Origin of the sequence: Delftia sp. HK171, from assembly GCF_001886655.1 — a bacterium.
Classification (GTDB): domain Bacteria; phylum Pseudomonadota; class Gammaproteobacteria; order Burkholderiales; family Burkholderiaceae_C; genus Comamonas; species Comamonas acidovorans.
Genome location: NZ_CP018101.1, coordinates 3,641,915 through 3,668,548, shown reverse-complemented (window position 1 = coordinate 3,668,548; position 26,634 = coordinate 3,641,915). Strand labels below are relative to the sequence as shown.

Sequence of the window (26,634 nt, the reverse complement as noted above, 5' to 3'; positions counted from 1 at the left end):
ATGAATGCCGCGAACGCTGTAGATGCTGCGAAAGCCGTGAATGCCATCGACGCCGGGGCACGGCAGCCACCGGCCCCCACTCGGCCGCGCTGGGGCCGGCTGGCCTTGCAGCTCGCCATCGGCTGGCTGCTGATATTGCTGCTGGGCTGGCTGGCGCACAACGCCAGCCGCAACATGGCCGCGCGCGGCATTGCCGGGGGCTTCGGCTTTCTGGAGCAGACGGCCGGCTTTTCCATCTCCGAAGGGCTGCTGCCCTACGAGCCCGGCGACAGCTACCTGCGTGCGGTCGCAGCCGGGGTGGCCAACACGGTTCGCGCCGCCGTGCCCGCGCTCGTGGTGGCCACCGTGCTGGGCCTGCTGCTGGGCGTGGCCGCCGTGGCAAGGCATCCGCTGCTGCGCGGCGCCGTGCGCCTCTATGTCGATGTGGCGCGAAATATCCCGCTGCTGGTGCAGGTGCTGCTGTGGTATTTCGCGCTGACTTCGCTACTGCCCGATGTGGACCACCCTCTGGCCATCGGCCCCCTGGGCTTTCTGAGCAAGGCGGGGCTGGCCCTGCCCGGCCCGGTGTACGACAGCGCGGCGGGCTGGCACTGGAGCTCGCCGCAACCGGGCATGTTCGGCATCGACGGAGGACTGGCGCTGACGCCTGAATTCCTGGCCCTGGTGGGAGCCCTGGGCCTGTATGCCGCCGCCTATTGCGCGGAAATCGTGCGCGCCGGTCTGCAGGCCGTGCCGCGCGGGCAATGGAATGCCGCCTCGGCCCTGGGCATGCGCCGCGGCCAGCAGCTGCGCCTGGTCGTGCTGCCGCAGGCCCTGCGGGTGATCATTCCCCCCTATACCAACCTGGCGCTCAGCACCATCAAGAACTCCTCGCTGGCCGTGGCCATCGGCTACCCCGACGTGGTGATGGTCGCCAACACCGCCATGAGCCAGACCGGCCAGGCCATCGAGTGCGTGACCATCATCGCGGTGGTCTACCTGGCCATCAACCTGCTGACCTCGATGGCATTGAATGCCTTCAACCAGCGCAGTGCCTTCATCACACGCTAGCCGGGAAAGACCTGCCCATGAGTGCCGTACTCCGCGCACCGGCCCTGCCGGTGGCCCCGCCCCGGGTTCCGCTGGCACAGCGCCTGCGCGCCAGCCTGTTTCCGGATGCGCTCTCCGGGCTCATCACCGCCACGCTGCTGCTGGCCGCGCTGTGGGCGGGCTGGAAGCTGCTGGCCTGGGGCCTGCTCGACGCCGAAACCGCAGCCAACCCCGACACATGCCGCGCTGCGGCCGGCGCCTGCTGGGGCGTGGTGCGCGACAAGTACCGTTTGGTGTTCCTGGGGCGCTACCCCATGGCCGAACAGTGGCGCCCCGTCGCCGCCAGCCTGCTGCTGCTGGGCAGCGTGGGGGTGGCGGCACTGCCGCGCTTCTTCGGCCGCGCCGGCATGGCAATGCTGCTGGCCGGGTTGACCGGCTTTGGCGTGCTGATGGCGGGCGGTGTGGCCGGCCTGGCACCCGTGCCCAGCGATCTGTGGGGCGGCCTGCCGCTGACCCTGTTCCTTGCCGTGATCGCCTGCCTGGCCGGCGTTCCGCTGGGCATTCTGCTGGCGCTGGGCCGGCGCTCCAGCTTGCCGTTGATCCGCATCCTGTGCACGGGCTTCATCGAGGCCGTGCGCGGCGTCCCCTTGATCACGCTGCTGTTCTTCGGGGCCTTCGTGCTGCCCATGCTGGTGCCCGCGCAGTGGCGGGTGGACCCCATGGTCCGCATCGCCGTCTGCCTGGCGGCCTTCAGCGCCGCCTATCTTGCCGAGGTGTTTCGCGGCGGGCTGCAGGCCGTGCCCCAGGGCCAGGTCATGGCGGCCCAGGCCATGGGCTTCACCAGGGTGCAGGTGTTGCGCCACGTGGTCCTGCCGCAGGCACTGCGCGTGACCATCGCGCCCACGGTGAGCAACTTCATCGGCGCGGTGAAGGACACCTCCCTGGTGGCGATCGTGAATATCTACGACATCACCGGCTCCCTGAAGATGGCCATGAGCGACCCCCACTGGATTGCGTACTTCGTGGAGATGTACATGGTGGTCTGTGCCGTCTATCTGCTCATCGGCCTGGGCATCGCCCGCTATGGCCGCTTCCTGGAATCGCGCTACGCACTCCAATGAACATGCCCCAGAACTCCCGAAAATTTTCCATTGCCGTGCACGGCGGCGCAGGCACCGTCATCCAGGGCCAGGCCGACGAGGCCCCCTACCACGCCGCACTGGCCCAGGCGCTGGAGGCGGGCGCCGCCCTGCTGCGGCGCGGCGCCAGCGCGCTGGACGCCGTCCAGGCCGCGTGCCAGTCCCTGGAAGACTGCCCGCTGTTCAATGCCGGGCGCGGCTCCGTCTACACACGCGACGCGCGCCACGAGATGGATGCCGGCCTGATGGACGGCAGCAACCTGCGGGCCGGCGCAGTCGCCTCCGTCAGCCAGGTGCGCAATCCGATTGCGCTGGCACGGCATGTTCTTGACGACGGCCAGTGCGTGCTCCTGGTCGGCGAGGGGGCGCAGAGGTTTGCCGATGAGCGCGGGCTGGCGCGGATGGATGCCGGCTACTTCGACTCTGCCGAGCGCCTGGCACAGCTGCGCCGGGTGCAGGCGCAATCCGGCCAGACCGCGCTGCTGGACCACGACGCCGGCGGACTGGCGGCGCACCCGGCTCCGCTGAACGAGAACGGCAAGATGGGCACGGTCGGCGCCGTGGCGCGCGATGTGCATGGCAACCTGGCCGCCGCGGCATCCACCGGCGGGCTGACCAACAAGCGCCCCGGGCGCGTGGGCGACACGCCCGTGGTGGGCGCAGGTTTCTACGCCGACAGCACCACCTGCGCCGTGGCGGCCACGGGAACCGGCGAGCATTTCCTGCGCGCAGCCATCGCGCACGACATCCATGCGCGCATGCGCTACCTGGGGCAAAGCCTGGAACTCGCAGCCGATGCCGCAGTGCGGGGCACGCTGACACACATCGGTGGCCAGGGCGGCGTGGTGGCCGTGGACAGCCAGGGACGCGTGCACTGCCCCTTCAACAGCGCCGGCATGTACCGCGGCTACATCGTGGACGGCGCGCCTGCCGTGACCCTGATTTTTGCCTGATGGGCAGTTTCGCCCGGGGTTGACCTCTGCCCACGCATTGCGGGCAACGAGGCGTAACAGCATCGGCATTGGCTCGCCACGCCCGTAAGCCTCTGTCAGGAAAAGGATTTTTTCTCATTGCGCCAGAAATCTGTCTTCAAACTGACAGATCCCCACCTCCAGGCTTGCAATTGCTTGCGTCCTGGGGCAATCCCTGAGTCAACCTGCAGCCACTTGCCCGCGTTGAACACGCAACAAAGGAGTGATTGCACATGACCGACATCTTTTCCCACACCGCCCTGCAGACCCGCTTTGCAGCCGCTGCGCTGGCCCAAGCTGTCTGGCCATGGGATGACCGTGACCGCAAGCGCGGCCCCCGCAACGCCTGAAAACCGGGTCACAAAAAAGTTTCGACTTCCTTCGAAAATTTTTTAAAAACCTGTCAACCAGCTGAATCTGGCCCGCGTTAAGAGAGCAATACAGGAGAAAGTTTCCATGCAAACGACTGCCATCATGTCCATCTGGCCCGAAGACGAACGCGATCGCAAGCGCTGAGGCGCTGGCTGGCGCACACGGTGCCCCAGTCTCTGACACCACCGGTCTGACGGCCTTCCGTGCAGACCCCCTCTTCCACAGAACCCGCTTCAGCGGGTTTTGTCATTTCTGGGACATTTGCAGCGGGGCTGCCCAACAAAAAAGGAGCCCGGAGGCTCCTTTGCAGCGCGAACCCTTGCAGGTTCAATGCATGTGCAGGCCACCGTTGACCGAAAAATCGGCGCCGGTGGAATAGCCGCCTTCCTCCGAAGCCAGCCAGGCGATGATCGATGCGATCTCGCTGGGCTCGCCCAGGCGCTTGACGGGGATGGTGCCCACGATCTTCTCCAGCACGTCGGGACGGATGGCCTTGACCATGTCGGTGCCGATGTAGCCGGGGCTCACGGTGTTCACGGTCACGCCCTTGGTGGCCATCTCCTGCGCCAGCGCCATGGTGAAGCCGTGCATGCCCGCCTTGGCGGCCGAGTAATTGGTCTGCCCGGCCTGGCCCTTGGCGCCATTGACCGAGCTGATGTTGATGATGCGGCCCCAGCCCTTTTCCACCATGTCGCCCACGACCTGCTTGGTCACGTTGAACATGGAGTTGAGGTTGGTCTCGATGACGGCCTGCCAGTCTTCCGGCGTCATCTTGATGAACATGCGGTCACGCGTGATGCCGGCATTGTTGACCAGCACATCGATGCTGCCGTGCTCGGCCTTGGTCTTGCTGAAGGCCTCGACGGTGGAAGCCCAGTCGCCCACATTGCCGACCGATGCATGGAAGTTGTATCCCAGCGCCTTTTGCTCGTCCAGCCACTTCTGGAAGTCGCGCGACGGACCGCAACCTGCGATGACCTTGAAGCCTTCCTTGTGCAGACGCTGGCAGATAGCCGTTCCGATGCCTCCCATTCCCCCTGTGACATACGCTACTTTTTGAGCCATTCTTCTCTCCTGTCAATCAATGGTTGCTTCAGATCAATCTATCCACGACAACCGGGGCATTGACTCCGGTTATCACCAAGGGTGCCTGAACCTCTGGGTCCGGCACCCCCGTATGGCTAGTATGCAGCGCGTGCGCTGCGCCTCTCTTCGGGCAGGCCCTAGGCAGGCCTAGGATCTACCCTGAAAGCTTGCTAACGTTTTCCCGGAGCCCTTCAGACGCGCTCCACCGCCATGGCCACGCCCATGCCGCCGCCGATGCACAGGCCGGCCAGGCCCTTCTTGGCGCCGCTGCGCTGCATCTCGTGCAGCAGGGTCACCAGGATGCGGGCGCCCGATGCGCCGATGGGGTGGCCGATGGCAATGGCGCCGCCGTTGACGTTGACCTTGGCCGGGTCGATGCCCAGCTCCTGGTTCACCGCACAGGCCTGGGCCGCAAAGGCTTCGTTCAGCTCGAACAGGTCCACGTCCTGCGCGGTCCAGCCCGCACGCTCCAGCGCCTTGCGCGAGGCGAACACCGGGCCCAGGCCCATGGTGGCGGGGTCCAGGCCGCTGGTGGCGTAGGAGACGATGCGTGCCAGCGGCTTCAGGCCCAGGGCCTTGGCCTTGGAGGCGCTCATCACCACCACGGCGGCCGCGCCATCGTTCAGGCCCGAGGCGTTGCCGGCCGTTACCGAGCCGGCCTTGTCGAAGGCCGGGCGCAGGCCTGCCAGGGCGTCGGCATTGGTCTTGCGGTTGATGTACTCATCGGCCGCGAACACCACGGGATCGCCCTTGCGCTGGGGAATGCTGACGGGAACGATTTCGTCCACGAACTTGCCTGCGTCCTGTGCGGCCGTGGCCTTTTGCTGGCTGGCCAGGGCCAGGGCATCCTGCTGCTCGCGGCTGACGCTCTTTTCCTTGGCCACGTTCTCGGCCGTGATGCCCATGTGGTACTGGTTGTAGACGTCCCACAGGCCGTCCACGATCATGGTGTCGGCCATCTTCCAGTCGCCCATGCGCTGGCCGTCGCGCGAGCCCGGCAGCACGTGGGGCGACAGGCTCATGTTCTCCTGGCCACCGGCCACGACGATCTCGCTGTCGCCCGTGGCCACGGCCTGGGCTGCCAGCATCACGGCCTTCAGGCCCGAGCCGCAGACGGCGTTGATGGTGAGGGCCGGGGTTTCCTTGGCAACGCCGGCCTTCATCATGGCCTGGCGTGCGGGGTTCTGGCCTGCGCCAGCGGCCAGCACCTGGCCCATGATGACTTCACCGACCTGGTCGGTGCCGACCTTGGCGCGGTTCAGTGCCTCGCGGATCACGATGGAGCCCAGTTCGGTGGCGGGGATCTTTGCGAGGGTGCCGCCAAACTTGCCAACGGCAGTACGGACAGCGGAAACGATGACGATGTCTTCCATGATGACGGACCTTTCTTTGGACTCTTGAAGGGATGCCCGGGCGCACATTGCCGCAGTCGCGGCAGCGGCACCCTGCATTCAAGCCGCAGCGTTATTGCACTGCAGCATCGAAACGATTGTGCCTCAGGCCTTGACCAGTACGTAGCGGCCCGGGGCCGGCTCGATGGCCGTGTATTCCCTGCCTTTGCCGTACTGCTTGGGCGCTGCGACCAGCTTGCCGCCGTGCTCGGCCAGCCAGGGGCTCCAGTCGGCCCACCAGCTGCCCGGGTACTCGTCGGCGCCGGCCTGCCACTCCTTGAGCGTGGGCGGCAACTGGCCGTCCTCGCGCAGCCAGTAGCTGCGCTTTTTCTTGGCAGGCGGATTGATCACGCCCGCGATGTGGCCCGATGCGCCCATCACAAAACGCTTGTCGCCGCCCAGCACCTGGGTGGACGCATAGGAGCCGCCCACGGGCACGATGTGGTCCTCGCGCGAGCCATAGATATAGGCCGGCAGGCGCAGCTGGTGCATGTCGATGCGCTCGCCGCAGACGGTCAGCGCGCCGGGCTGGGCCAGCTTGTTTTCCAGGTAGAGGTTGCGCAGGTACCAGGCGTAGTAGGGGCCGGGCAGGTTGGTGGAGTCGCTGTTCCAGTACAGCAGGTCGAACGGCGGGGGCGTCTCGCCCTTGAGGTAGTTGCCCACCACGTAGTTCCAGACCAGGTCGTTGGGCCGCAGAAAGCTGAAGGTGGACGCCAGGTCCTGGCCCTTCATGAGACCGCCCTCGCCCATCTGCATCTCACGGAAGCGCACCACGGATTCGTCGATGAAGACATCGAGGATGCCGGTGTCGCTGAAGTCGATGAAGGTGGTCAGCAGCGTGACGCTGGCCACGGGAAACGGCACGCCAGCTGGCGCCGTGGCGCGGGCTGTGGATGTGCGGGCGGCGCTGCGGCTGCCAGCCGCGCGCTTGGCCACAGGCGCCTTGGCCGCCGGAGCGGCAGTTGCGCCATGCTCGCGGTCATGGCGCGCCTGCAGCACCGCCAGCGCGGTGGACAGCATGGTGCCGCCCACGCAAAAGCCCAGCACATTGATCTGCTCGGCTCCTGCGATCTCGCGCGCCACGCGGATGCCAGTGAGCACGCCGTCCTCGATGTAGTTGTCCCAGGTCTTGCGCGCCAGGCTTTCGTCGGGGTTGCGCCAGCTCATCACGAAGGTGCGATGGCCCTGGCTGACGGCGTAGCGGATCAGCGAGTTGTCGGGCTGCAGATCCAGGATGTAGAACTTGTTGATGCAGGGCGGCACCATGAGGAAGGGCCGCTCGTGCACCTTGTCCGTCAGCGGCTTGTATTCGATGAGCTGGAACAGCTCGTTCTCGAACACCACGGCGCCTTCGGTGGTGGCGACGTTCTTGCCCACGGTGAACAGGCTTTCGTCGGTCATGGACACATGGCCCTGGCGCATGTCGGCCAGCAGGTTGGCCACGCCCTGGGCCAGGCTCTCGCCCTGGGTTTCGATGGCTTTCTTCTGAGCCTCGGCATTGAGTGCCAGGAAGTTGCTGGGCGCCATGGCCGCCAGCCATTGCTCGATGGCGAAGCGCACGCGGTTGCGCGTCTTGTCATCGGCCTGCACGGCATCGGCCAGGCCCATGAGCATGCGGCTGTTGAGCAGATAGGTCGCAGCCGTGGCCGCCGTCAGCGGATTGCCGGCCCACGATTCGGTGTTGAAGCGCTTGTCCTTGGCCAGCAGCGCCTGGGCGCCGCCCTGTTCGGCCATGGCCTTGGCACCATCCAGGTACTGGCGCTGCAGCTCCAGCAGCTTTTCGGGGTCCAGCGACAGCGCGTTCTCGGGCAGCGCGCCGGGTTCGGGGACGGCCGCTTTCCAGGCCTGGGCCATGTCCGGCATGCCTGGCATGCCCTGGGTTCCCGGAAGGCCTGGTTGCCCCATCTGCTGCAGTGTCTGCAGCGTGCGGCTCCATTGCTCGTTCCAGAATTGCTGGACGGATTGGCCTGACAGGCCAGCGAGTGGGTCAAAATTCATGCTGCATCCTTGTTCGTGGATGCCATGCAATAGCCTGGGGCTTGCGGGGCATCCGTTTTGATTGTGACCCAGGCGAGCCCCGCCTTGCCCGGCACAGACCTCCACGAAAACCCGTGCCTCGCTCGTTTTTTTGGTTCGACCATGTATCTCGTTGTTATCGCCTGGCTGTATGTCACTCTGATGATGGCAGTGGCCGAGGCCGCCAGCCCCACGGGCAGCATACTCGGCGCCGTGATCACGTTCGCACTCTATGGACTGCTGCCTCTGTCCATCGTGATCTACATCATGGGCACGCCCGCGCGCAAGCGAAAACGCCATGCACGCGAATTGGCCGAGCGCGAGGCCTGGCTGGCGCAGCAGCAGGCCTCGCAGAGCGGCCCCGGCACGCAGGCGCGCTCAGTCCTTCCAGATGCAGGCGGCGAACCGCCCGCTGCTGCCCAGGCGGGCAGCGTCGCGCCGGTGCGAAAAGAACCGTGAGCCGTTGAGCACCGTGCACCATGCGTCGCCACCGTCATTGCCGTAGATGGCGGTGATGCCCAGCGCCGCCAGGCGCTGGCGCGCAAGCCCTGCCAGGTTGGCCAGGTACTTGGGTGCGCCCCCGCCCTCTTGCGGCACGGCGGTGAAATGCGCCCCGGCCGCCGCGTCATGCGCGATGAAAGCCGCGCGCACCTCGGCTCCCACTTCGAAGGAGCGCGGACCGATGCCGGGTCCGAGCCAGGCCAGGGTCTGCTGCGCCGCTTGCCCGGGCGGTGTCTGGATCTGGCATGCAAAGCGCTCGAACAGCGTCTCCAGCACCCCGCCCGCCAGCCCGCGCCAACCCGCATGGGCCGCGCCCACCACGGCCCCGCTGCGATGGGCCAGCAGCACGGGCAGGCAGTCGGCCACCATGATGGTGCAGACCACGCCCGAGGCGCTGGTCAAGCAGGCATCGAAGGCCTGGCCCTGCGCGCTGCCTGCATCCAGGGCCACGACATCCACGCCATGCACCTGCTGCAGGAACACTGCGCAGGCGCCCGGCGTATGGTCACGCACGATCTCCTGCAGCCGCTGGCGGTTGGTGCGCACGGCCTGCGGGTCATCGCCCACATGGTCGCCCAGGTTCAGGCTGCCCCAGGGCGCCGTGCTGACGCCGCCTTCGCGCGAAGTGCACAGCGCGTGCACGCCGGGCGGCGCGGGCCACTCGGGCACCAGCCAGGATGCGGGGATGGTGCCGGGGAGGTTGCCGGGGATGGAGTCAGGCCGGGCCGCGCTCATTCCGCGTCGGGGCAGGCCGAGGGATGGGCCTTCTGGAAGGCCGGCAGTGCCTCGCAGCGATCGACGATGGCCGCCAGACGTGGCAGGCCATCCAGGCTCACGTTGAAGCGGCGGCCATTGAAGATCTGCGGCACCAGGCAGCAGTCGGCCAGCGTGGGCGTGTCGCCCCAGCAAAACAGCGAAGGCGCCAGGCCTGCGGCCTCGCGCTCGGCGGCCAGCAGGTCCAGCTGGCGCTCGAAGGCTTCCAGGCCGGAGCGCACCCAATGCACGTACCAGCCGCTCTTGGCCTCGTCGGAGACACCCAGGTTGCGCACCAGGTACTTGAGCACGCGCAGGTTGTTGAGCGGATGGATCTCGCAGGCCACCATCTGGGCCAGCGCGCGCACATGGGCACGGCCCAGGGCGTCGCGCGGCAGCAGCGGTATTTCGGCATGGGTCTCATCGAGATATTCGATGATGGCCATGGACTGGGTCAGCCAGTGGCCGTCCTCGGTTTCCAGCGCCGGCACCAGCGCATCGCCGACATGCTGGGCATAGGCCGGCGCCCTGTGGTCGCCGCGCAGCAGGTGCACGGGTACGGATTCATAGTCCAGGCCCTTGATCTGCAGCGCAATGCGCACGCGGTAGGAGGCCGACGAGCGGAAGTAGGTGTGGAGCTTCATAGACCGCAAAGCATACCGTGCGACCCGGGGTCTGTTCAGGCTCATCCGGCCATCGCGTTGCCCCGCTGCGGGGCCACAGGCATGGCACACTTGCGACGGCGCCCACGAGACAAGGCGCCAGAGGAACACCGACATGAGCTACGTTTTCAACCCGCCCGCCGTGGCCAGCGTACCCGTCCTGGGCCGCCCCGAGCGTTTTCCCGTGCACCGCATCTACTGCGTGGGCCGCAACTACGAAGAGCACGCCAAGGAGATGGGCTTCACCGGCCGCGAGCCGCCCTTCTTCTTCCTCAAGCCTGCCGACGCCATCGTGCCCGTCGAGGCCGGCACCACGGGCACCATGCCCTACCCCACGCTGACCTCCAACCTGCACCACGAGGTCGAGCTCGTCGTGGCCATCGGCAAGGCGGGCAAGAACATCCTGGCCGCCGACGCGCTGGACTACATCTGGGGCTACGCCGTGGGCCTGGACATGACGCGCCGCGACCTGCAGAACGACATGAAGAAGCAGGGCCGCCCCTGGTGCATCGGCAAGGCTTTCGAGCATGCCGCGCCCATCGGTCCCATCACCCCGGCAGCCGAGGCCGGCGACATCGCCAAGGCCGCGATCTCGCTGCAGGTCAATGGCGCCGACCGCCAGCGCAGCGACATCGGCAAGCTGATCTGGAACATTGCCGAGACCATCGAGCACCTGTCGGCCGCCTGGGAACTGCAGCCCGGCGACCTGATCATGACGGGCACGCCCGAAGGCGTGGCCGCCGTGGTGCGCGGTGACCTGCTGGAAGGCCGCATCGATGGCCTGAGCCCCTTGAGCGTCAAGATCGCCTGAGATCCCTGTGCCTGGCGACAGGCCGGCAAGGCAGCGGGGAGCGCGCTCCCCGGCCTGCCGGCCTTCGTTTTTCTGAACCCACAGTCCGCCGCACGGAATGCCTTCCTGCCTTCCGTCTGGCGGCGCTTTCACTTCCATGGTGTCGGCATGATTTTTCGCAGCCCCATCAAGTTCTGCCGAGCCTGCGGCACGGCCGTGGTCTACCGCATTCCCGACGATGGCGACACGCGCGAACGCGCCGTGTGCCCGCACTGCCACACCATCCATTACGAGAATCCGCTGAACGTGGTCGGCACCATCCCCGTCACCGACGACGGCCGCGTGCTGCTGTGCAAGCGCAACATCGAGCCGCGCCGGGGCCTGTGGACCCTGCCTGCCGGCTTCATGGAACTGGCCGAGACCACGGCACGCGGCGCCCAGCGCGAGACCGATGAGGAAGCCGGTGCCGACATCGAGATGGGACCGCTGTTTTCCATCGTTGACGTGCCCAAGGTCAGCCAGGTCCACCTGTTCTACCGCGCTCGCCTGCGCAGCGAGCAGTTCTATCCAGGCCCGGAGACCATGGAGGCCCGCCTCTTTGCCGAGGCCGAGATTCCCTGGGAGGAACTGGCCTTTCGCACCGTGCGCGTGACGCTGGAGCGCTACTTCGAGGACCGTGCAGCGGGCCTGCTTGACGCGCACCGCGTGCACTCCATCGACCTGAGCCTGTAGGCGCATGCACCGCCGCCCGGCACCACCGTGCTGCACGGCAGTGCCGGACGCACCCCGGTGACGCCAGGCCATGCCCCGGCGTGGCGCCGATGGGGCTGCGGGTGGGGCTGTGGATGGGGGGCTGTCATCCCTGTGTCACCTTGCAGACACATTTAGTCACAAGCTGGCCTCCTTCTTGCTCGTTGCATCAGGCTTTTCCCTGATCGGGGAAAGCGGGTTTCACCCAGCCTGAACCTGACTGCGGAGCGCTCCATGGCCACATCCCTGCCAACCGACCTGATTCTTCCCCACCTGCGGGAACTCAACCGCAACGCCGCCGACCTGCGCGAAATACGGCTCATGTGGCGGCTCATCGAAGCCTCGGCCCGCATGCAGGCCTCGCAGCAGGGGCAGGCCCTGGTGTCCATGCTCACCGACACGCGCCAGGGACTGGAGCAGCTGGAGCAAGGCCTGCTGCAGTCGCAGCTGGCGCAGTCCGCGCAGGAGGCCATGGCCCAGCTGGGCATGCAGTCCGCCCATGCCATCGACCTGCTGGTGCGAAGCCTGTACGAGCGCACGGCCGATGTCGGCTTTCTCGCCGCCGATACCGTGCTGTGCGAGGCCATGGCCCGGCTTGACGATGGCGATGGCGATGGCGATGACTGCGGCCTGCCCGACATGGCGGCCGGCGGTCTGCGCGCATGGCAGGCACCGCTGCAGGCGCACTTGCAGGCGCACCTGCAGAGCTACCGAGCCAAGTACACGGTGTATGACGACATCCTGCTGCTGGACACGCAAGGCCAGGTCTGCGCACGTGCCCAGGCGCAGGCAGGCCGCAAGCCGCCACCGCCCTGTGCCGAGGCCTGGTTCCAGCAGTCCCTGCAGCAGGCCGGCCATGTCAGCCATTTCGGCGCCAGTTGCGTGCTGCCGGGCGCTGACCGCCTGATCTACGCGCAGCGCCTGCTGCACCCACGCACCATGGCGGTGCTCGGCGTGCTATGCCTGAGCTTCGACTTCGCCGCCGAGATGCAGGCCATCTTTGCCTCTGGCGGGCCGCGTGCCCAGGTGGGGCTGCTGCTGGACGAGGGCGGACTGGTCATCGCCAGCAGCGATGCCCACTGGATAGCCCCCGGCAGCCGCGTGCCCATGCACCATGGTGATGCCGTGCAGCCGCTGATCCATGCAGGCCGCACCTACCTGGTGCGCACGGCGCGCGCCCTGCCCTACCAGGGCTACGCGGGGCCGCAGGGCTGGCAGACCCAGGTGATGGCACCGCTGGACCTGGCCTTCGCCGCGCAGCAAAGACCGCAGGTGCTGCAGGCGCTGGAGCCGGCCATTGCCGAGGGGCTGATGGCCCAGGCGCGCGGCTTTTGCCCGCCGCTGCACGCCATGGCCCGCGCGGCCGACGACATTCGCCGCGTGGTCTGGAATGGCCAGGTGCTGGCTGCCAGCCAGGCGCCGGAGTCCCCCGTGCAGGGCACGGCCCACCCGGACCCGCTGCAGGCCGTGCTGGAGCAGATGGGAGAGACCGGCGACCTGACCCATGCCGTGTTCACACGCGCCATTCACGGCCTGCATGAGACCGCGCTGTCCACCCGGCTGCAGGAGCACAGCACGCTGAACCGGCTGCTGATGGATCTGCTGGAGCGCAATCTCTATGAACGTGCCAACGACTGCCGCTGGTGGGCCCTGACGCCCGGCCTGCAAAAGGTGCTGGAGGACAACAGCGGCTGCCTGGCCCTGTCGGTACAGGCCCACGACAGCGCGCAGCGGCTGCTGGAGCAGCTCAATGCGCTGTACACCGTCTATGCGCGCATTGCGCTGTATGACGCCCAGGGCCTGGTGCTGGCCTGCAGCCATGAGGACGAGGCCGGCCTGCCCCTGGCTCCCGGCACGCGCGTGCAGGCATCGGCCCTGCAGGCCACTGTGCTGCTGCGCGATGCCCAGGCCTACCACGTGCAGGAGATGGACGATGGAGGCCTGCCCGTCCATGTCTACCATGCCGCGCTGCGCGCGCCATCGCCTGAGAGTGAACAGGCGCACGGACATGCACACGGCGGCGATCAGGGCCCCGTCATCGGCGGCATCGCCCTGCTGTTCCACACGCGGCGGGAGCTGCAGGCCATGCTGCAGGCCGCAGCGCCAGAGCAGGCAGCAACGGCAGAGCACGCTGCAGCCACCGATCCCGAAGACAGCGGCCTGCCGCGCCTGCCGATGGAAGCCTTCTACGTGGCGCGTGACGGGCGCATCGTCGCTGCCAGCCATGGCGGGCGCCCGCTGGGCAGCTGCATCGCAGGCGTGGCTGGCCTGGCATCGCTGGCCGATGGCGAGGTGCGCAGCAGCATCGAGGAGATCGAAGGCCACTACTGCATTGTCGGCATGGCCGCCGGGCGCGGCTACCGCGAGTTCCGGCTGGACCAGGGCGCGGCACGCGATGCAAAAGAAAGCGCAACGGACGACACACTGGCAGGCCTCGTCAGCCTGAGCCTGCAGCGGCTGGGCCCCGTGCATGCCGATGCGCGCAACCGCGCGCTGCGGCTGGCGTCGGCCACCCGCCTCGATGGTGCCCGGCCCGCCACGCAGGGGCACGGGCACGGGCGCGCCGCGCATGGCAGCGGCGACGCGCCTGTGGAACTGGCCAGCTTCTACGTGGGCGCCAGCCTGCTGGCCCTGCGCGCGGTTGATGTCTGCGAGGCCCTGCCCGCCAGCGCCATCTCGCCCGTGGCGGCAGGACGGCTGCCGTTTTGCGTGGGCGCGCTGGCACGGCGCAGCCAGGGCAGCGTCAGCGGCTATGTCTGGGTGTTCGACCTGGCCGCGCTGCTGCAGGGCCAGCCCGGCGTGGTCACCGAGCAGTCACAGGTCATCGTGGTCCAGCATGGCGGCCTGCGCGTGGGCCTGCTGGTCAGCGCGCTGCAGGGCGTACACCGGCTGCCAGCCAGCGCGCTGGTGGATTCGCCCATGCTGAACGCGGCCGACACCGCGACGGCCCTGGTGCGCAAGCTGGTGCATGCCGACTCGGGCCTGCCGCTGATCCAGTGCCTGGACCCCGCCGCGCTGATGCGAAGGCTGCAGCCTTCGCGCGTTGCCGCGGCCAATGCCGACCGCAATGCGGTCAGCGTGGAAAGGGAGGCGGCGTAGCCCGGGCCTGTCGGGCCTATGGACATGTCGGGCGCGCCGGGCCTGTCGGGTGCGCCGCACCTTTAGCGCCTCAAAGGCCCCAGTGGCGCAGGCCCGGCAACGCGGCCTGCGCTGCCTCGTAGCCTTCGTCGATGGCCTCGCGGGCGCGGTGGAAGTCCAGCAGGCCCAGGTGGGACAGGCGCGGCGCGATCACCAGCTCGGGCGGGTCACCCGCCATGCGGCTGCGCGTGATGCGCATCTGCATGATGTTGACGCTGGTCATCACCACGTCCAGCAGCGAGGGCGGCCGCGGCGGCGGCTCGGTCTCGCGGCCTGCCTCGTCGCGGTGGTGGCCGGGCATCCACCCCATCACGCCGCGCTGCAGCCTGCGCACCCAGGCCGTGCCGGCCACGGCACTGGCCTGGCCCGCCAAGTCTTCGGGCGCCACGCCCTGCTCCACAGCGGGCGGGGCTTCCTCCAGTGGCGGCGCGGCAGCCATGGCGGCGGAGGGAGCCAGCGGCCGCATGTGGCGCCGCATGATGTCGGCATTGAGATCGACCGCGATCACGATGTCCGCGCCCATGGCGCGCGCCAGCGAGGCGGGCACGGGGTTGACGATGCCCCCATCGACCAGCAGCCGCCCCTCGCGCTGCACGGGCGTGAACAGGCCGGGCAGCGCGATGGAGGCACGCACGGCATCGGCGATGGAGCCCTTGCGCAGCCAGACCTCGGCGCCCGAATGCAGGTCGGTGGCCACGGCGCCGAAGGGAATCTTCAGGTCCTCGATGGCCGAGTCCACGAAGTGCTCGCGCCAGAACGCGATCAGCTTCTCGCCCTTGAGCATGCCGCCCGTGATGTTGAAGTCCATGAAACCGAACACCTTGCGCATGCCCAGTCCCAGCACCCATTCCTCGAAGCGCTGCATCTCGCCAGCCGCATAGGAGGCACCGACCAGGGCGCCGATGGACGAGCCGCAGATGATGTCGGGCCTCAGGCCCGCATCCTCCAGCGCGCGCAGCACGCCGAAATGCGCCCAGCCACGCGCCGACCCGCTGCCCAACGCCAGGCCGACCACGGGTTTGCGCGGACTCAGCGCCATCAGTGGTCCCCGCCCGCCAGCAGCGCCAGCATGCCGGCCTCGTCCAGCACGGTCACGCCCAGTTCCTCGGCCTTGGCCAGCTTGCTGCCGGCCTCGGCGCCGGCCACCACATAGCTGGTCTTCTTGCTGACCGAGCCGGAGACCTTGGCGCCAGCGGCCTCCAGCATCTCCTTGGCCTGGTCGCGGCCCAGCGTGGGCAGCGTGCCGGTGAGCACCACGGTCATGCCGGCCAGCGGCTGGGCGGTCTGCTCGCGCGCCGCGCCCTCTTCCCAGTGCACGCCGCAGGCACGCAGTTGCTCGACCACCTCGCGGTTGTGGGGCTGGGCGAAGAAGGTGTGGATGCTTTCGGCCACGATGGGCCCCACGTCGCGCACCTGCAGCAGTTGCTCGACGCTGGCGTCCATGATGGCGTCCAGCTGGCCAAAGTGGCGGGCCAGGTCCTTGGCCGTGGACTCGCCCACCTGGCGGATGCCCAAGCCGAAGAGGAACCGCGCCAGCGTGGTCTTCTTGGATTTTTCCAGCGCGTCCAGCACGTTCTGGGCCGACTTCTCGGCCATGCGGTCCAGCGATGCCAGGGCCACCAGGCCCAGGCGGTAGAGGTCGGGCAGCGTGCGCACCACATGGCCGTCCACCAACTGGTCCACCAGCTTGTCGCCCAGGCCCTCGATGTCCATGGCGCGCCGCGCGGCAAAGTGCAGGATGGCCTCCTTGCGCTGCGCCGGGCAGAACAGGCCGCCCGTGCAGCGGTGGTTGGCCTCGCCCTTGGGCCGCGCCACGGCGCTGCCGCAGATGGGGCATGCAGCGGGCATGCGGAAGTTGGGCACATAGGCCGGCCGGTCGCCGGGCACGCGGCCCACGACCTCGGGGATCACGTCACCGGCGCGGCGCACGACCACGGTGTCGCCCGTGCGCACGCGCTTCTTGCGGATCTCGAACAGGTTGTGCAGCGTGGCATTGGTGACGATGACGCCGCCCACCGCCACGGGGGCCAGGCGCGCCACGGGCGTGAGCTTGCCCGTGCGGCCGACCTGTATGTCGATGCCTTCCATGCGCGTGGGCATTTCCTCGGCCGGGTACTTGTGGGCCACGGCCCAGCGCGGCTCGCGCGAGACAAAGCCCAGCTGGCGCTGCTGGGCCAGGCTGTTGACCTTGTAGACCACGCCGTCGATCTCGTAGGGCAGCGTGGCGCGCTCGGCGCCCATGCGCTGGTGGAAGGCCACCAGCTCGGCCGCGCCCTTGGCGATGCAGACCTGGGGCGCCACCGGAAAGCCCCAGTCGCGCAGCGTCTGCAGCATGGCGTAGTGGGTGACGAAGTCGGGGCCGCCCTGGGCAGCCGGCGTGATCTCGCCCAGGCCATAGGCGAAGAAGGACAGCGGGCGCTGCGCCGCAATGCCCGAGTCCAGCTGGCGCACCGAGCCTGCCGCCGCATTGCGCGGATTGGCAAAGCTCTTGCCGCCAGCGGCCTGCTGGCGCTCGTTGAGCTTGACGAAGTCGGCGCGGCCCATGTAGACCTCGCCGCGCACCTCGACCACGGGCGGCACGCCCTTGCCTTCGGGCAGGGACAGCGGAATCTTGCGGATGGTGCGGATGTTGTGGGTGACATCCTCGCCCACCTCGCCGTCGCCGCGCGTGGTGGCCTGCACCAGGCGGCCGTTCTCGTAGCGCAGGTTCATGGCCAGGCCGTCGAACTTGGGCTCGGCCACGTACTCCACGGGCGGCGCGCCTTCGGCCAGTTCCAGCTCCTTGCGGATGCGTGCGTCGAAGGCCTCGGCCCCCGTGGCCTCGTTGTCGGTCTCGGTGCGGATGCTGAGCATGGGCACGGCATGGCGCACGGGCATCAGGCCGTCGAGCACGGCGCCGATCACGCGCTGCGTGGGCGAGTCCGGCGTGACCAGTTCGGGGTAGGCACCTTCCAGCGCCTGCAGTTGCTGGAAGACGCGGTCGTACTCGCCATCGGGCACGGTGGGCGTGTCCAGCACGTAGTACTCATGCGCCCATTGGTTGAGCTGGGCGCGCAGCGCCTGCACCTTGGCCAGCACCTTGTCGGGGGCGGCCCCGGACTCCGGCGCCGCGGGGGCTGCGCCGGAGAAAAGATCCAGATTGTCATTCATGGGGTTGAGGCCAGGAGCCTGTTGTGCACCAGGGGCACCGCGCCGCGTCAGCTGAACAGTCGCCGCGCCAGCATGGAGCCCGCCGACAGCTCGCGGCTGTCGAGCTTGTCATAGAGATGTTCCAGGTCGTGCTGGATGGGGTCCAGCGCCATGGCCGGCAGCAGGTAGCCGTTCTGGTCGCAGAGCACGCCGTCCATGGTCTGGCACAGGCGCTCGGCCACCTGGCGCAACTGCACGAAGGCCTGCTCGCCGCGCGGCACCTGGGGCACGTCCAGGCTCAGCAGGAACTCGCGCACCACCGAGGTGTCCAGGTCGTCGGCCATCGCCGCCTGCGGGTCGTAGTTGAGCACCAGCACCGGCGGCATGCCGGGCGTGGGCGAAGGCAGGGCCATGCGCCCGGGCATGGAGCCCGGCAGAAAGCCCTGGCGCGATGCGTTCTGCTGCACGTAGCCCGCGCTCCAGGAGGCCTGGCGTGCGCGCAGCATGAAGGTGAGCTGGGCGTCGTGCTCGCTGGCGAACTGGTCGAGCTCGCGCGCACGCGCCACTTCCTGCAGCATGTCGGGCACGTCGGGCGTGGCGCCCAGCGCGTCGGCAAAGCGCTGCACCTTGGCAACGAACTCGGAGAACTCGATCTCGTTGAGCGCACCTGTGCGGTTGGCCAGCTGCACGCCGGCCTGAAAACCCAGGTAGCGCTGGCCGGGCTGCAGCGGCTCCCACTGGTGGGTGGACTGGTTCATGCCCTCGATCGCAAAGGGCTTGTTGCCCGCGCGCCGCGTGGCGGGCTGGGCCTGCAGCGCCAGTTCGCCAGGCACGGCCTGGCCGACCTGCACGGGGGCAATGGCGTCGATCAGCGCATCCAGACCCGGACGGCTGGCGGCCGCGCTGGTCAGGGCCGCGTCATTGAGGGAAGGCTCGATGGACTGCGGTGCCGACGGGGACGCCACAGGCGCGGACACAGATTCAGATGCGGGTGCCGATGCGCTGGCGTCTTCGCCCGCCTGCAGGGCATGGGCGGCCTGCGCGGACTGCACTGCCTGGGCGGCCTTGGCCGCCAGCGCAGCCTGGGCCGCGGCCTGGCGCTGCTGCTCTTCGAGCTGAACCAGATGGGCCAGCTCGGCGTCGGTTTCGGCAAAGCGGTCTGCGGAGGCAGGGCTCTGGCCCGGCGCGGCGGTGCCGAAGTCGCCCAGCACGGGCTCGCGCAGGCTGTGCGTCAGGTCCGGGCCGTGGCCCACGGTGTCCATGCCGGGCTCATGGCGCGAGGGATCGCGCTGCGCTTCATCGACGGGGTCGGCGCGCTTGGGTGCATTGCGGCGCGCGGACCAGCTGTTGTAGGCAATGATCAGGGCCAGCACCACAAAGCCCAGGACGGCCAGACTGATTTGCAGGTTACTCATGGAATGAAGGAATGAAACGTCGTTCCAGCAAAGGGGTTTGAAAGGTTGCGGACATGCTCAGGATAGCTCAGCCATGGACAGCGCGGACTCCATGTCCACGGCCACGATGCGGGACACGCCCTGCTCCTGCATGGTCACGCCGATGAGCTGCTGGGCCATTTCCATGGCGATCTTGTTGTGGCTGATGAACAGGAACTGAGTGCTTTTGCTCATGCTGGCCACCAGCTTGGCATAGCGCTCGGTGTTGGCATCGTCCAGCGGCGCATCCACCTCGTCCAGCAGACAGAACGGCGCCGGGTTGAGCTGGAAGATGGCGAAGACCAGCGCGATCGCCGTCAGCGCCTTCTCGCCACCCGACAGCAGGTGAATCGTCTGGTTCTTCTTGCCGGGCGGCTGCGCGATCACCTGCACGCCCGAGTCCAGGATTTCATCGCCCGTGATGACCAGCTTGGCCTGCCCGCCGCCAAACAGCTCGGGGAACATGCGCCCGAAATGCCCGTTCACGGTCTCGAAGGTGCCCGACAGCAGCTCGCGCGTCTCGGCGTCGATCTTGCGGATGGCATCTTCCAGCGTGTTCATGGCCTGGGTCAGGTCCTCGGTCTGCGCGTCGAGGAAGGTCTTGCGCTCGCGCGCCAGCTTCAGCTCGTCCAGCGCCGCCAGGTTGACCGCGCCCAGGGCCGCGATCTCGCGGTGCAGGCGGTCGATCTCGCCCTGCAGGCCGTGCATGCGCACATTGGCCTCGGCAATGGACTGGGAGACGGCGGCCAGGTCGGCGCCCGCCTCTTCCAGCAAGGTGGAGTACTGCTCCAGGCCCAGGCGCGCGGCCTGCTCCTTGAGCTGGAATTCGGTGATGCGCTGGCGCAGCGGGTCCAGCGCCTTTTCCAGTTGCTGGCGGCGTTCGTCGCTGGCGCGCAGCTTGTTGGTCAGGTCGTCATATTCGCTGCGGCGCGCGGCCACGGCCTGCTCGCGCTGCATCTTCAAATCCAGCGCATCCTGCAGGCCGCCCTGGGCCGCGGCATCGGTCAGGCGCGTGAGCTCGTCCTGCGCGCGCTGCTGCTCGTCGGCCAGGGAGCGGGCCTGCTGGCTGGCCGTCTCTATGGTGCGGCTGAGTTCGCCCCGGCGCGCTTCCAGGCTGCGGCGCGAGAAAGTGGCCTCCTGGGCCTGGCGTTCCAGCGTGCGCAGCTGCTCGCGCGATTCGTTCAGGCGCCGCTCGGACTCCAGCACCTTGTCGCCGAGCTGGGCATGGCGCTCCTGGCTGTCGGCCAGTTGCATGTCCAGTTCCTCGAAGCGGGCCTCGGCCGCCACGCGGCGCTCCTCGATGTCGGACAACTGGGCCTCGACCTCGGCCAGGTCGGCGCTGATCTGGGCATTGCGTGCACGGGCCTGCTCGGCCAGCTGCGACAGGCGCAGCGTCTCGACCTGCAGCTCGTGGGCACGGCTTTGCGATTCGCTGGCTTCGCGCCGGGCGCTGACCAGGCGCTGCGAGGCCTCGGCATAGGCGCTTTCGGCACGCACCAGGGCCGTGCGCGATTCGTCGGAGATCAGCGCCTGGGCACGCACTTCCTTTTCAAGGTGCTCGATTTCCTGGGCGCGTGCCAGCAGGCCGGATTGCTCCGAGTCCTGCGCATAAAAGCTCACGCTGTGGCTGCTGACGGCATGGCCCGTGGGCACGTAGACGGTTTCACCGGGCCGCAGTTCGCCGCGGCGCGACAGCGCCTCTTCCAGCGTGGGCGCCGTGTAGCAGTCCTGCAGCCAGTCGCCGAGCACGGCGCGCAGGCCGGCATCGTTCACGCGCAGCAGGTCCGAAAGGTGCTGCCAGCGGCCAGCGGCCGGCGCGGGCGCGCCTTGCGGGGGGCTGAAGAAGGCCAGGCGCGCGGGCGGCGCATCGTGCCCGCCTGAGCCCAGAAAGCCACGCACCATGTCGAGCCGGCCCACTTCCAGCGCGCCCAGGCGCTCGCGCAGCGCGGCCTCCAGCGCGTTTTCCCAGCCGGGCTCGATGGCAATGCGGCTCCACAGGCCCTGCATGCCGTCCAGGCCGTGCTTGGCCAGCCAGGGCTGGAGCTTGCCGTCTGTCTTGACCTTTTCCTGCAGGGCCTTGAGCGCTTCCAGCCGCGCCGACAGGTCCGCGTGGCGCGCGGCCTCGGCGTTGACGGCCTGCTGGCGCGTGCGGCGGTCCTCGTCGAGCTGAGGCACGGAGTCCTGCAGCTCGTTGAGCACGGCATCGGCCATTTCAGCCAGTTCGCGCGCCTCTTCCAGCTGGGACTGCAGATTGTTCAGGCGGGCCTCGTCGGGCGTCTCCAGCGCGTTGCGGTCGGCGCGCAGGCGCTCGAAGCGGGTCTCGAACTGGCGGCGCTGCTCATCCAGGCTGCGCTGCTCGGCGGCCAGCACCTGGATCTGCTGCTGCACCTGGACCACGCTGGCGCGCTGGTCGGTGTCGGCCTTCTGGGCATTGCGCAGGGCGTCCTCCAGGTCGGGCAGGCGCATGCTTTGCTCCTCGACCTGGGCGGCCAGCATCTCGGCCTGTTCCTCGGCGTCCATGCCGGCGCCTTCGAGGTTCTCGATCTCGGCTTCGGCTTCCTCGCGGCGGCTGTTCCACAGCAGCACCTGCTCGGACAGCTGCTGCAGCCGCTGCTGCACGCGCTGGCGGCCTTCGAGCACGTAGCGGATCTCGGCCTCCAGCTTGCCGACTTCGGCCGTGGATTCGTAGAGCTTGGCCTGGGCCTGGTTGACCTGGTCGCTGGCGTCGTAGTGCGCCTGGCGCAGGGTTTCGAGTCCGCTTTCGTTGTTGCGGATGTCGGCCATGCGCTCTTCGAGCTCGTTGACGGCCTGCAGGCCCTCCACACGCACGCGGTCCTGCTCGGCCTCGGCCTCGGCGCGCTTGAGGAACCACAGCTGCTGCTGCTTGAGCGTGACCTGGGACTGCAGCGCGTTGTACTGGGCCGCCACCTCGGCCTGCTTTTCCAGCCGGTCGAGGTTGTTGTTGAGCTCGCGCAGGATGTCTTCCACGCGCGTGAGGTTCTCGGTGGTGGCCGAGAGCCGGTTCTCGGTCTCGCGCCGGCGCTCCTTGTACTTGGACACGCCTGCGGCCTCTTCCAGGAACAGGCGCAGTTCCTCGGGGCGCGACTCGATGATGCGGCTGATCGTGCCCTGCCCGATGATGGCGTAGGCGCGCGGGCCCAGGCCCGTGCCCAGGAACACGTCCTGCACATCGCGGCGGCGCACGGCCTGGTTGTTGATGAAGTAGCTGCTGTTGCCCTCGCGCGTGAGCACGCGCTTGACGGCGATCTCGCCGAACTGGCCCCACTGGCCGCCCGCGCGGTGGTCACTGTTGTCGAACACCAGCTCCACGCTGGAGCGGCTGGCCGGCTTGCGGTGCGTGGTGCCGTTGAAGATCACGTCCTGCATGGACTCGCCGCGCAGCTCGCTGGCCTTGCTCTCGCCCAGCACCCAGCGCACCGCATCCATGATGTTGGACTTGCCGCAGCCGTTGGGGCCCACCACGCCCACCAGTTGCCCCGGCAGCATGAAGTTGGTGGGCTCGGCGAAGGACTTGAAGCCGGACAGCTTGATGGAATTCAGGCGCACGATGCAGGCAGATGGCGGTCCGCGGCGAACGGACGAATGAGGACGTGGGGGAACAACAGGGAAGCTCGGAATGATACCGCGCGCCACCCCTGCTCAAGAATGGAAAGCGGCCCGCGCGGGGCCGTGTCGAATGTCAAGAATGGTTTGAGGGGGCGTCCGGCACCCCGCTGCCATCCGTGCACTCCACCACCTGGGGCCGGTCCTGCGCCTCCTGCGGCAGGTTCGCCGGGCTCAGGGCCGGAGGGCGCGACACGATGGCCTGGCGCACCAGTGCCTCGAAGCTGCGCACGGGCACGGGCGGGCTGAGCAGGTAGCCCTGCCAGGCATGGCAGTGCTGGTCTTCGAGGAACTGGCGCTGCGCCTCGGTCTCCACACCCTCGGCGATGACCTGCAGGCCCAGGCTGGTGCCCAGGGCGACGATGGTGCGCGCAATGGCCGCGTCGTTGGGGTCGCTGAGCACGTCGCGCACGAAGCTGCGGTCGATCTTGAGCTGGTCCAGCGGCAGGCGCTTGAGATAGGCCAGTGAGGAGTAGCCGGTGCCGAAGTCGTCCAGCGAGAACCCCACGCCGTGTGCCTTGAGCGTGGCCATCTTGGCCGCCGTGTCGTCCACGTCGGCCAGCAGCAGGCTTTCCGTCAGCTCCAGCTTGAGCAGGCGCGGATTGGCACCGTGCTCCTTGAGCGCCTGCAGCACCTGCTCCACGAAGCGCGCCTGGTGGAACTGGCGCGGGCTGACGTTGACGGCCAGCATCAGGCAGGCCATGTCCGGCTCCGCCGCCCATTGCGCCAGTTGCCGGCAGGCCTCGCCCAGCACCCATTCGCCCAGTTGCTGGATCAGGCCCGTTTCCTCGGCCAGCGAGACGAAGAGCGACGGCGGCACCAGCCCTTCGCGCGGGTGGTTCCAGCGCAGCAGGCCCTCGGCGCCGACGATGCGCCCGTTCGCCACCTGCGGCTGGTAGTACAGGACGAATTGCGAGCGCACCAGGCCCTCGCGCATTTCCTGCTCCATGGCCGTGCGCGATCTGAGCACGGCCTGCAGTTGCGGATCGAAGAACTGCAGCGTGTTGCGCCCCATGCCCTTGGCCTGGTACATGGCCATCTCGGCACGGCGCAGCACCTCGTCGGCACTGAGTTCCTGCTCGCCGAACAGGCTGGCGCCGATGCTCAGCGTGATGTGGCAGGACTGGCCACTCAGTTGCAGCGGTTGCAGCAGCAGCGAACGCATGCGCTGGACCTCGCCTTCGAGCTTGGAGGCGGCGTGCATGGAGTCCTTGCCCAGGTCCTCCAGCAGCACGACGAAGTCATCGCCGCTGTGGCGGGCCAGCGTGGCCTCGCGGCCCAGGGACTGGGCCAGTCGCTCGGCAATCATGCGCAGCAGCACGTCGCCCAGTTCCAGCCCCAGGCTGTCGTTGAAGGCCTTGAAGTTGTCCACGTCCAGCAGCATGACGGCGCCACAGCGTCCGCGACGGCGGCTGGAGGCCAGCGCCTGCTGCAGCCGGTCCACCAGCAGGCGGCGGTTGGGCAGGCCGGTGAGCGCATCGTAGAAGGCCAGGCGGCGAATTTCCTCTTCGGCGGTCTTGCGCTGGCTCTGGTCCTGCAGGATCAGCAGGCAGCCTTCGTCCAGCAGCATGCCGCCGATGGATACGGAGCGCGCGCAGCCGTCGCTGCCTATGAGCTGGTACTCCTCGGAGTTGAGGGTGCCGCAGCTGTCGGACTCGCTGCCATGGGGGCTTTGGGCAACGCGCGCCCGCGCCTGCGCAGCCTCGAAGCGGCGCTGCATACGCTGGCGGCGCGCTTCATCCGGGCACATGTTGCGCCACCAGCCGTCGCCATCCATGCCGGCCGTGGCGCCATGGCCTGCCAGGCGCATGAATTCCTCGTTCCAGTAGGCGAAGCGGCCATCCTCCTGCAGCATGGCCAGGCCCAGGGGCAGGCGCTGGATGACCATGCGCAGGTGGCGCGATCCGTCGCGCTGCATTTGCTGCAAGTGGCGGCGCGCGCTGATGTCCTGCACCAGGGCCATCAGCCGCAGCGATGGGCCGTGGCCCAGCGCGGAGATGTGCAGTTCCACCCAGACCAGGCTGCCGTCGCTGCGCCGCAGCTGCCGCTCGATCTGCAGGGCGCGGCGCTGGCCCGCAGCCAGTTCCTGCAGCAGCAGCCTGTCGCCCTCCACCGTTTCGGCGGCCACCAGGGCCAGCAGGGGGCGCTGGCACAGCTGCTGTGCCTCGTGGCCGGTGATGTCGCAATACCTGCGGTTCACATGCAGGACATTGCCGTTGGCCGCGTCGATCTGCACCACGCCCACGGCGGCCTGCTCGAACAGTGCCTGAAAGCGGGCATCGCTCTCGCGCATGCTGCGGGAAGAGGCACGCAGCTGCGCCCAGCTGGACGGATGGCGCCGCCACCAGGCTGCCGCCAGCGAGGCCAGCAGGACTGACACCAGCATGCCCAGCGCAAACAACACCAGGGGCTGGGCGCGCTCGGTCCAGGACAGGGCCGTGCTCACGGGAATGAAGTTCAGACGCCACAGCCGGTCCTGGGCCTGCAGCGTCTGCTCCAGCACCACCTGGCCGGTATCGCCCAGGCCTACCGCTTCCTGCCCGCGCTCGGGCCAGGCAGCACCCAGATACAGCGGCAGCGGCGATACGCCGGCCGGCGGCAGGGGCGAGACCGGGCCTGCATCATGCATGGCCAGCGCTAGCCGGCCCAGGAAACCGCGCTCATGCAGGTCCTGCACCAGGTCGTGCACACGAATGCTGACATCGGCCGTTCCCAGGAACAGCGGATGCGCGGCCGTGCCATCCGGGGACTGGTGGTCCGCCAGCGCAAAGACGGGCGCGCGCACCAGCACGGCGGTGGCATGCTCGCCGGGCTGCTTCATGGCAAACGGCGCCGAGACCACGGCAGCCGCGCTGTCCCGGCTGCGCAGCATGCTGGCCATGAGACTGGGGCGGTCGTGCATGTCCAGGCCGGCGATGGATTCATTGCCTTCCACCGGCCAGAGATAGTCGATGAAGAAATAGTGGGGATCGGGCCTGAACGAGGCCGACGGATCCTGGCTGGCCGGATCGCGCTCCGTTGCGGCCCGCGTAAAGGTCAGCGCCTGCATGCCGGGCTGTATCTGTATGCGCAGCGCCTGCGCAATGCGCGCGAAGGCCTGCTGCCCCATCTCGGGAGAGGCGGCCAGCTGGTTGGCCACATGCTGGACCATGACGGCATAGGCATCCAGGCGCATCTCCAGCGCCTGGCGGGCAGACTGGGCCTGTTGCGTATGGCGCTGCAGGTCGATGCGCTCCAGCGCCCGCTGCTGCTGCAGGGCGAGCGCGGCGCTCAGGCACATGCCCACCGCCATGACGGTGGCGGCTGGCCAGGCGGTCCGGATGGCTACAAGCGTGCGCTGGGCAAAAGCTGACATGGAGCGGCTAAGGCTGAATAGGCAGTCACGGGGGAATCGGTCCAGGAGCACGGAACCACTCGTTGCCAGCCCCATGGCCAGCCACCCGAAAAGGCCGGGCAGGCCATGTGGAGCAGAGAGCGAGGATAAATGGATTTCGGCACCCGGCAGGCAAATCATATGTAAGACAAATCCTACAAACGCCTTTGCTCTATCGTCGGAATGCGCTCTTGCTGAAGACCTCCACGGGCAAACCCTAGACTGCAGGCAGCAAGGTGCTTGCACCCGGCCCCCTGTGCCGAGCCCGCCGGGCCTGCCGGGCCTGCCGGGCCTTGCCGGGCACAAGGGGTGGGGGGCGAGGCATTGCACAAGCCCTCATCCATGAAATCAGAGGCGGCAGTTTTGAAACATCAATGAAACGGATCGTGCGGCAGCAGGTGGCGCTGCAGCCCTTCAGCCTCTGGCAGCAGGCTGCGGGGCTTGCACGGGTTTCCCCTTGAGTCGGATGGCATGCCG

General features: G+C 68.3%; 17 protein-coding genes. 7 read left to right on the top strand and 10 right to left on the bottom strand.

Annotated features, from left to right (window positions below):
* Genes BO996_RS16530 through BO996_RS16520 form a run of 3 tightly spaced genes read left to right on the top strand, consistent with a single transcriptional unit; the run spans window position 1 to window position 3,121 of the window.
* On the top strand, window positions 1–1,050 hold the full coding sequence (locus BO996_RS16530) for an ABC transporter permease subunit (RefSeq protein ID WP_071955708.1): 1,050 nt from the start codon (window positions 1–3) through the stop codon (window positions 1,048–1,050).
* Window positions 1,051–1,067: 17 nt separating this feature from the next.
* Window positions 1,068–2,150, top strand: a complete 1,083-nt coding sequence (locus tag BO996_RS16525; RefSeq protein ID WP_063326242.1) for an amino acid ABC transporter permease — start codon at window positions 1,068–1,070, stop codon at window positions 2,148–2,150.
* Window positions 2,147–3,121 (top strand): isoaspartyl peptidase/L-asparaginase family protein, encoded by a 975-nt coding sequence (locus BO996_RS16520; RefSeq protein ID WP_071955706.1) that lies wholly within the window; start codon window positions 2,147–2,149, stop codon window positions 3,119–3,121. Before BO996_RS16525 ends, BO996_RS16520 begins: the two co-directional genes overlap by 4 nt.
* A gap of 717 nt (window positions 3,122–3,838) precedes the next feature.
* Here BO996_RS16520 and phbB read toward each other — a convergent pair.
* From phbB to BO996_RS16505, 3 genes are all read right to left on the bottom strand, one after another.
* Window positions 3,839–4,576 (bottom strand): acetoacetyl-CoA reductase, encoded by a 738-nt coding sequence (gene phbB, locus BO996_RS16515; RefSeq protein WP_012205436.1) that lies wholly within the window; start codon window positions 4,574–4,576, stop codon window positions 3,839–3,841.
* A 212-nt stretch (window positions 4,577–4,788) separates the two neighbouring features.
* A complete protein-coding gene (locus BO996_RS16510; RefSeq protein WP_012205435.1) occupies window positions 4,789–5,970 on the bottom strand; it encodes an acetyl-CoA C-acetyltransferase in 1,182 nt (393 codons plus the stop codon).
* A gap of 123 nt (window positions 5,971–6,093) precedes the next feature.
* The gene (locus BO996_RS16505; protein ID WP_071955704.1) at window positions 6,094–7,986 is read right to left on the bottom strand and encodes a PHA/PHB synthase family protein; all 1,893 of its coding nucleotides are present in this window, start codon (window positions 7,984–7,986) and stop codon (window positions 6,094–6,096) included.
* Window positions 7,987–8,127: 141 nt separating this feature from the next.
* Here BO996_RS16505 and BO996_RS16500 point away from each other — a divergent pair, with 141 nt between their 5' ends.
* Complete coding sequence (locus tag BO996_RS16500; protein WP_013802557.1) at window positions 8,128–8,463, top strand: hypothetical protein; 336 nt, start codon at window positions 8,128–8,130, stop codon at window positions 8,461–8,463.
* On the opposite strand, the gene pgeF is transcribed toward BO996_RS16500, so the two are convergent.
* Both pgeF and maiA read right to left on the bottom strand, forming a co-directional pair.
* Entirely contained in the window at window positions 8,383–9,240 is an 858-nt protein-coding gene (gene pgeF, locus BO996_RS16495; RefSeq protein ID WP_071955702.1) for a peptidoglycan editing factor PgeF, read from the bottom strand. The two genes, BO996_RS16500 and pgeF, sit on opposite strands and share 81 nt — an antisense overlap.
* Entirely contained in the window at window positions 9,237–9,902 is a 666-nt protein-coding gene (gene maiA / locus BO996_RS16490; protein ID WP_013802559.1) for a maleylacetoacetate isomerase, read from the bottom strand. The genes pgeF and maiA overlap by 4 nt, the downstream gene beginning before the upstream one ends.
* Window positions 9,903–10,035: 133 nt before the next feature.
* Between maiA and BO996_RS16485 the strand changes: the two genes are divergently transcribed.
* The 3 genes from BO996_RS16485 (at window position 10,036) to BO996_RS16475 (ending at window position 14,559) form a co-directional block, all read left to right on the top strand.
* Window positions 10,036–10,731 (top strand): fumarylacetoacetate hydrolase family protein, encoded by a 696-nt coding sequence (locus BO996_RS16485; protein WP_071955700.1) that lies wholly within the window; start codon window positions 10,036–10,038, stop codon window positions 10,729–10,731.
* A 147-nt stretch (window positions 10,732–10,878) separates the two neighbouring features.
* Window positions 10,879–11,442 (top strand): NUDIX hydrolase, encoded by a 564-nt coding sequence (locus tag BO996_RS16480; RefSeq protein WP_012205429.1) that lies wholly within the window; start codon window positions 10,879–10,881, stop codon window positions 11,440–11,442.
* 252 nt (window positions 11,443–11,694) lie between these two features.
* Window positions 11,695–14,559: a chemotaxis protein CheW gene (locus tag BO996_RS16475; RefSeq protein ID WP_071955698.1), complete on the top strand. Its 2,865-nt coding sequence runs from the start codon at window positions 11,695–11,697 to the stop codon at window positions 14,557–14,559.
* A gap of 70 nt (window positions 14,560–14,629) precedes the next feature.
* Here the strand turns inward: BO996_RS16475 and BO996_RS16470 are convergent, their stop codons facing one another.
* The 5 genes from BO996_RS16470 to BO996_RS16450 all read right to left on the bottom strand — a co-directional run bounded on the left by BO996_RS16470 (window position 14,630) and on the right by BO996_RS16450 (window position 26,139).
* The gene (locus BO996_RS16470; protein ID WP_013802563.1) at window positions 14,630–15,637 is read right to left on the bottom strand and encodes a patatin-like phospholipase family protein; all 1,008 of its coding nucleotides are present in this window, start codon (window positions 15,635–15,637) and stop codon (window positions 14,630–14,632) included.
* A complete protein-coding gene (ligA, locus tag BO996_RS16465; RefSeq protein WP_071955695.1) occupies window positions 15,637–17,748 on the bottom strand; it encodes an NAD-dependent DNA ligase LigA in 2,112 nt (703 codons plus the stop codon). Before ligA ends, BO996_RS16470 begins: the two co-directional genes overlap by 1 nt.
* Before the next feature lie 47 nt (window positions 17,749–17,795).
* Window positions 17,796–19,142: a cell division protein ZipA C-terminal FtsZ-binding domain-containing protein gene (locus BO996_RS16460; RefSeq protein ID WP_071955693.1), complete on the bottom strand. Its 1,347-nt coding sequence runs from the start codon at window positions 19,140–19,142 to the stop codon at window positions 17,796–17,798.
* 57 nt (window positions 19,143–19,199) lie between these two features.
* Window positions 19,200–22,727, bottom strand: a complete 3,528-nt coding sequence (smc, locus tag BO996_RS16455; protein WP_071955691.1) for a chromosome segregation protein SMC — start codon at window positions 22,725–22,727, stop codon at window positions 19,200–19,202.
* Between the two features lie 133 nt (window positions 22,728–22,860).
* Window positions 22,861–26,139 carry a bifunctional diguanylate cyclase/phosphodiesterase gene (locus tag BO996_RS16450; RefSeq protein ID WP_071955689.1) on the bottom strand — a complete coding sequence of 1,093 codons (3,279 nt, stop codon included), beginning with the start codon at window positions 26,137–26,139 and terminating at the stop codon, window positions 22,861–22,863.
* Window positions 26,140–26,634: the final 495 nt, after the last annotated feature.

What these genes read in the sequence shown, in the direction of transcription:
- BO996_RS16475 (WP_071955698.1), top strand. Translation starts at nt 11,695, where the DNA reads ATGGCCACATCCCTGCCAACCGACCTGATTCTTCCCCACCTGCGGGAA.
- pgeF (WP_071955702.1), bottom strand. Translation starts at nt 9,240, where the DNA reads ATGAGCGCGGCCCGGCCTGACTCCATCCCCGGCAACCTCCCCGGCACC.
- maiA (WP_013802559.1), bottom strand. Translation starts at nt 9,902, where the DNA reads ATGAAGCTCCACACCTACTTCCGCTCGTCGGCCTCCTACCGCGTGCGC.
- BO996_RS16460 (WP_071955693.1), bottom strand. Translation starts at nt 19,142, where the DNA reads ATGAGTAACCTGCAAATCAGTCTGGCCGTCCTGGGCTTTGTGGTGCTG.
- BO996_RS16485 (WP_071955700.1), top strand. Translation starts at nt 10,036, where the DNA reads ATGAGCTACGTTTTCAACCCGCCCGCCGTGGCCAGCGTACCCGTCCTG.
- BO996_RS16520 (WP_071955706.1), top strand. Translation starts at nt 2,147, where the DNA reads ATGAACATGCCCCAGAACTCCCGAAAATTTTCCATTGCCGTGCACGGC.
- BO996_RS16500 (WP_013802557.1), top strand. Translation starts at nt 8,128, where the DNA reads ATGTATCTCGTTGTTATCGCCTGGCTGTATGTCACTCTGATGATGGCA.
- BO996_RS16510 (WP_012205435.1), bottom strand. Translation starts at nt 5,970, where the DNA reads ATGGAAGACATCGTCATCGTTTCCGCTGTCCGTACTGCCGTTGGCAAG.
- BO996_RS16525 (WP_063326242.1), top strand. Translation starts at nt 1,068, where the DNA reads ATGAGTGCCGTACTCCGCGCACCGGCCCTGCCGGTGGCCCCGCCCCGG.
- BO996_RS16530 (WP_071955708.1), top strand. Translation starts at nt 1, where the DNA reads ATGAATGCCGCGAACGCTGTAGATGCTGCGAAAGCCGTGAATGCCATC.
- BO996_RS16470 (WP_013802563.1), bottom strand. Translation starts at nt 15,637, where the DNA reads ATGGCGCTGAGTCCGCGCAAACCCGTGGTCGGCCTGGCGTTGGGCAGC.
- BO996_RS16505 (WP_071955704.1), bottom strand. Translation starts at nt 7,986, where the DNA reads ATGAATTTTGACCCACTCGCTGGCCTGTCAGGCCAATCCGTCCAGCAA.
- phbB (WP_012205436.1), bottom strand. Translation starts at nt 4,576, where the DNA reads ATGGCTCAAAAAGTAGCGTATGTCACAGGGGGAATGGGAGGCATCGGA.
- BO996_RS16450 (WP_071955689.1), bottom strand. Translation starts at nt 26,139, where the DNA reads ATGTCAGCTTTTGCCCAGCGCACGCTTGTAGCCATCCGGACCGCCTGG.
- ligA (WP_071955695.1), bottom strand. Translation starts at nt 17,748, where the DNA reads ATGAATGACAATCTGGATCTTTTCTCCGGCGCAGCCCCCGCGGCGCCG.
- BO996_RS16480 (WP_012205429.1), top strand. Translation starts at nt 10,879, where the DNA reads ATGATTTTTCGCAGCCCCATCAAGTTCTGCCGAGCCTGCGGCACGGCC.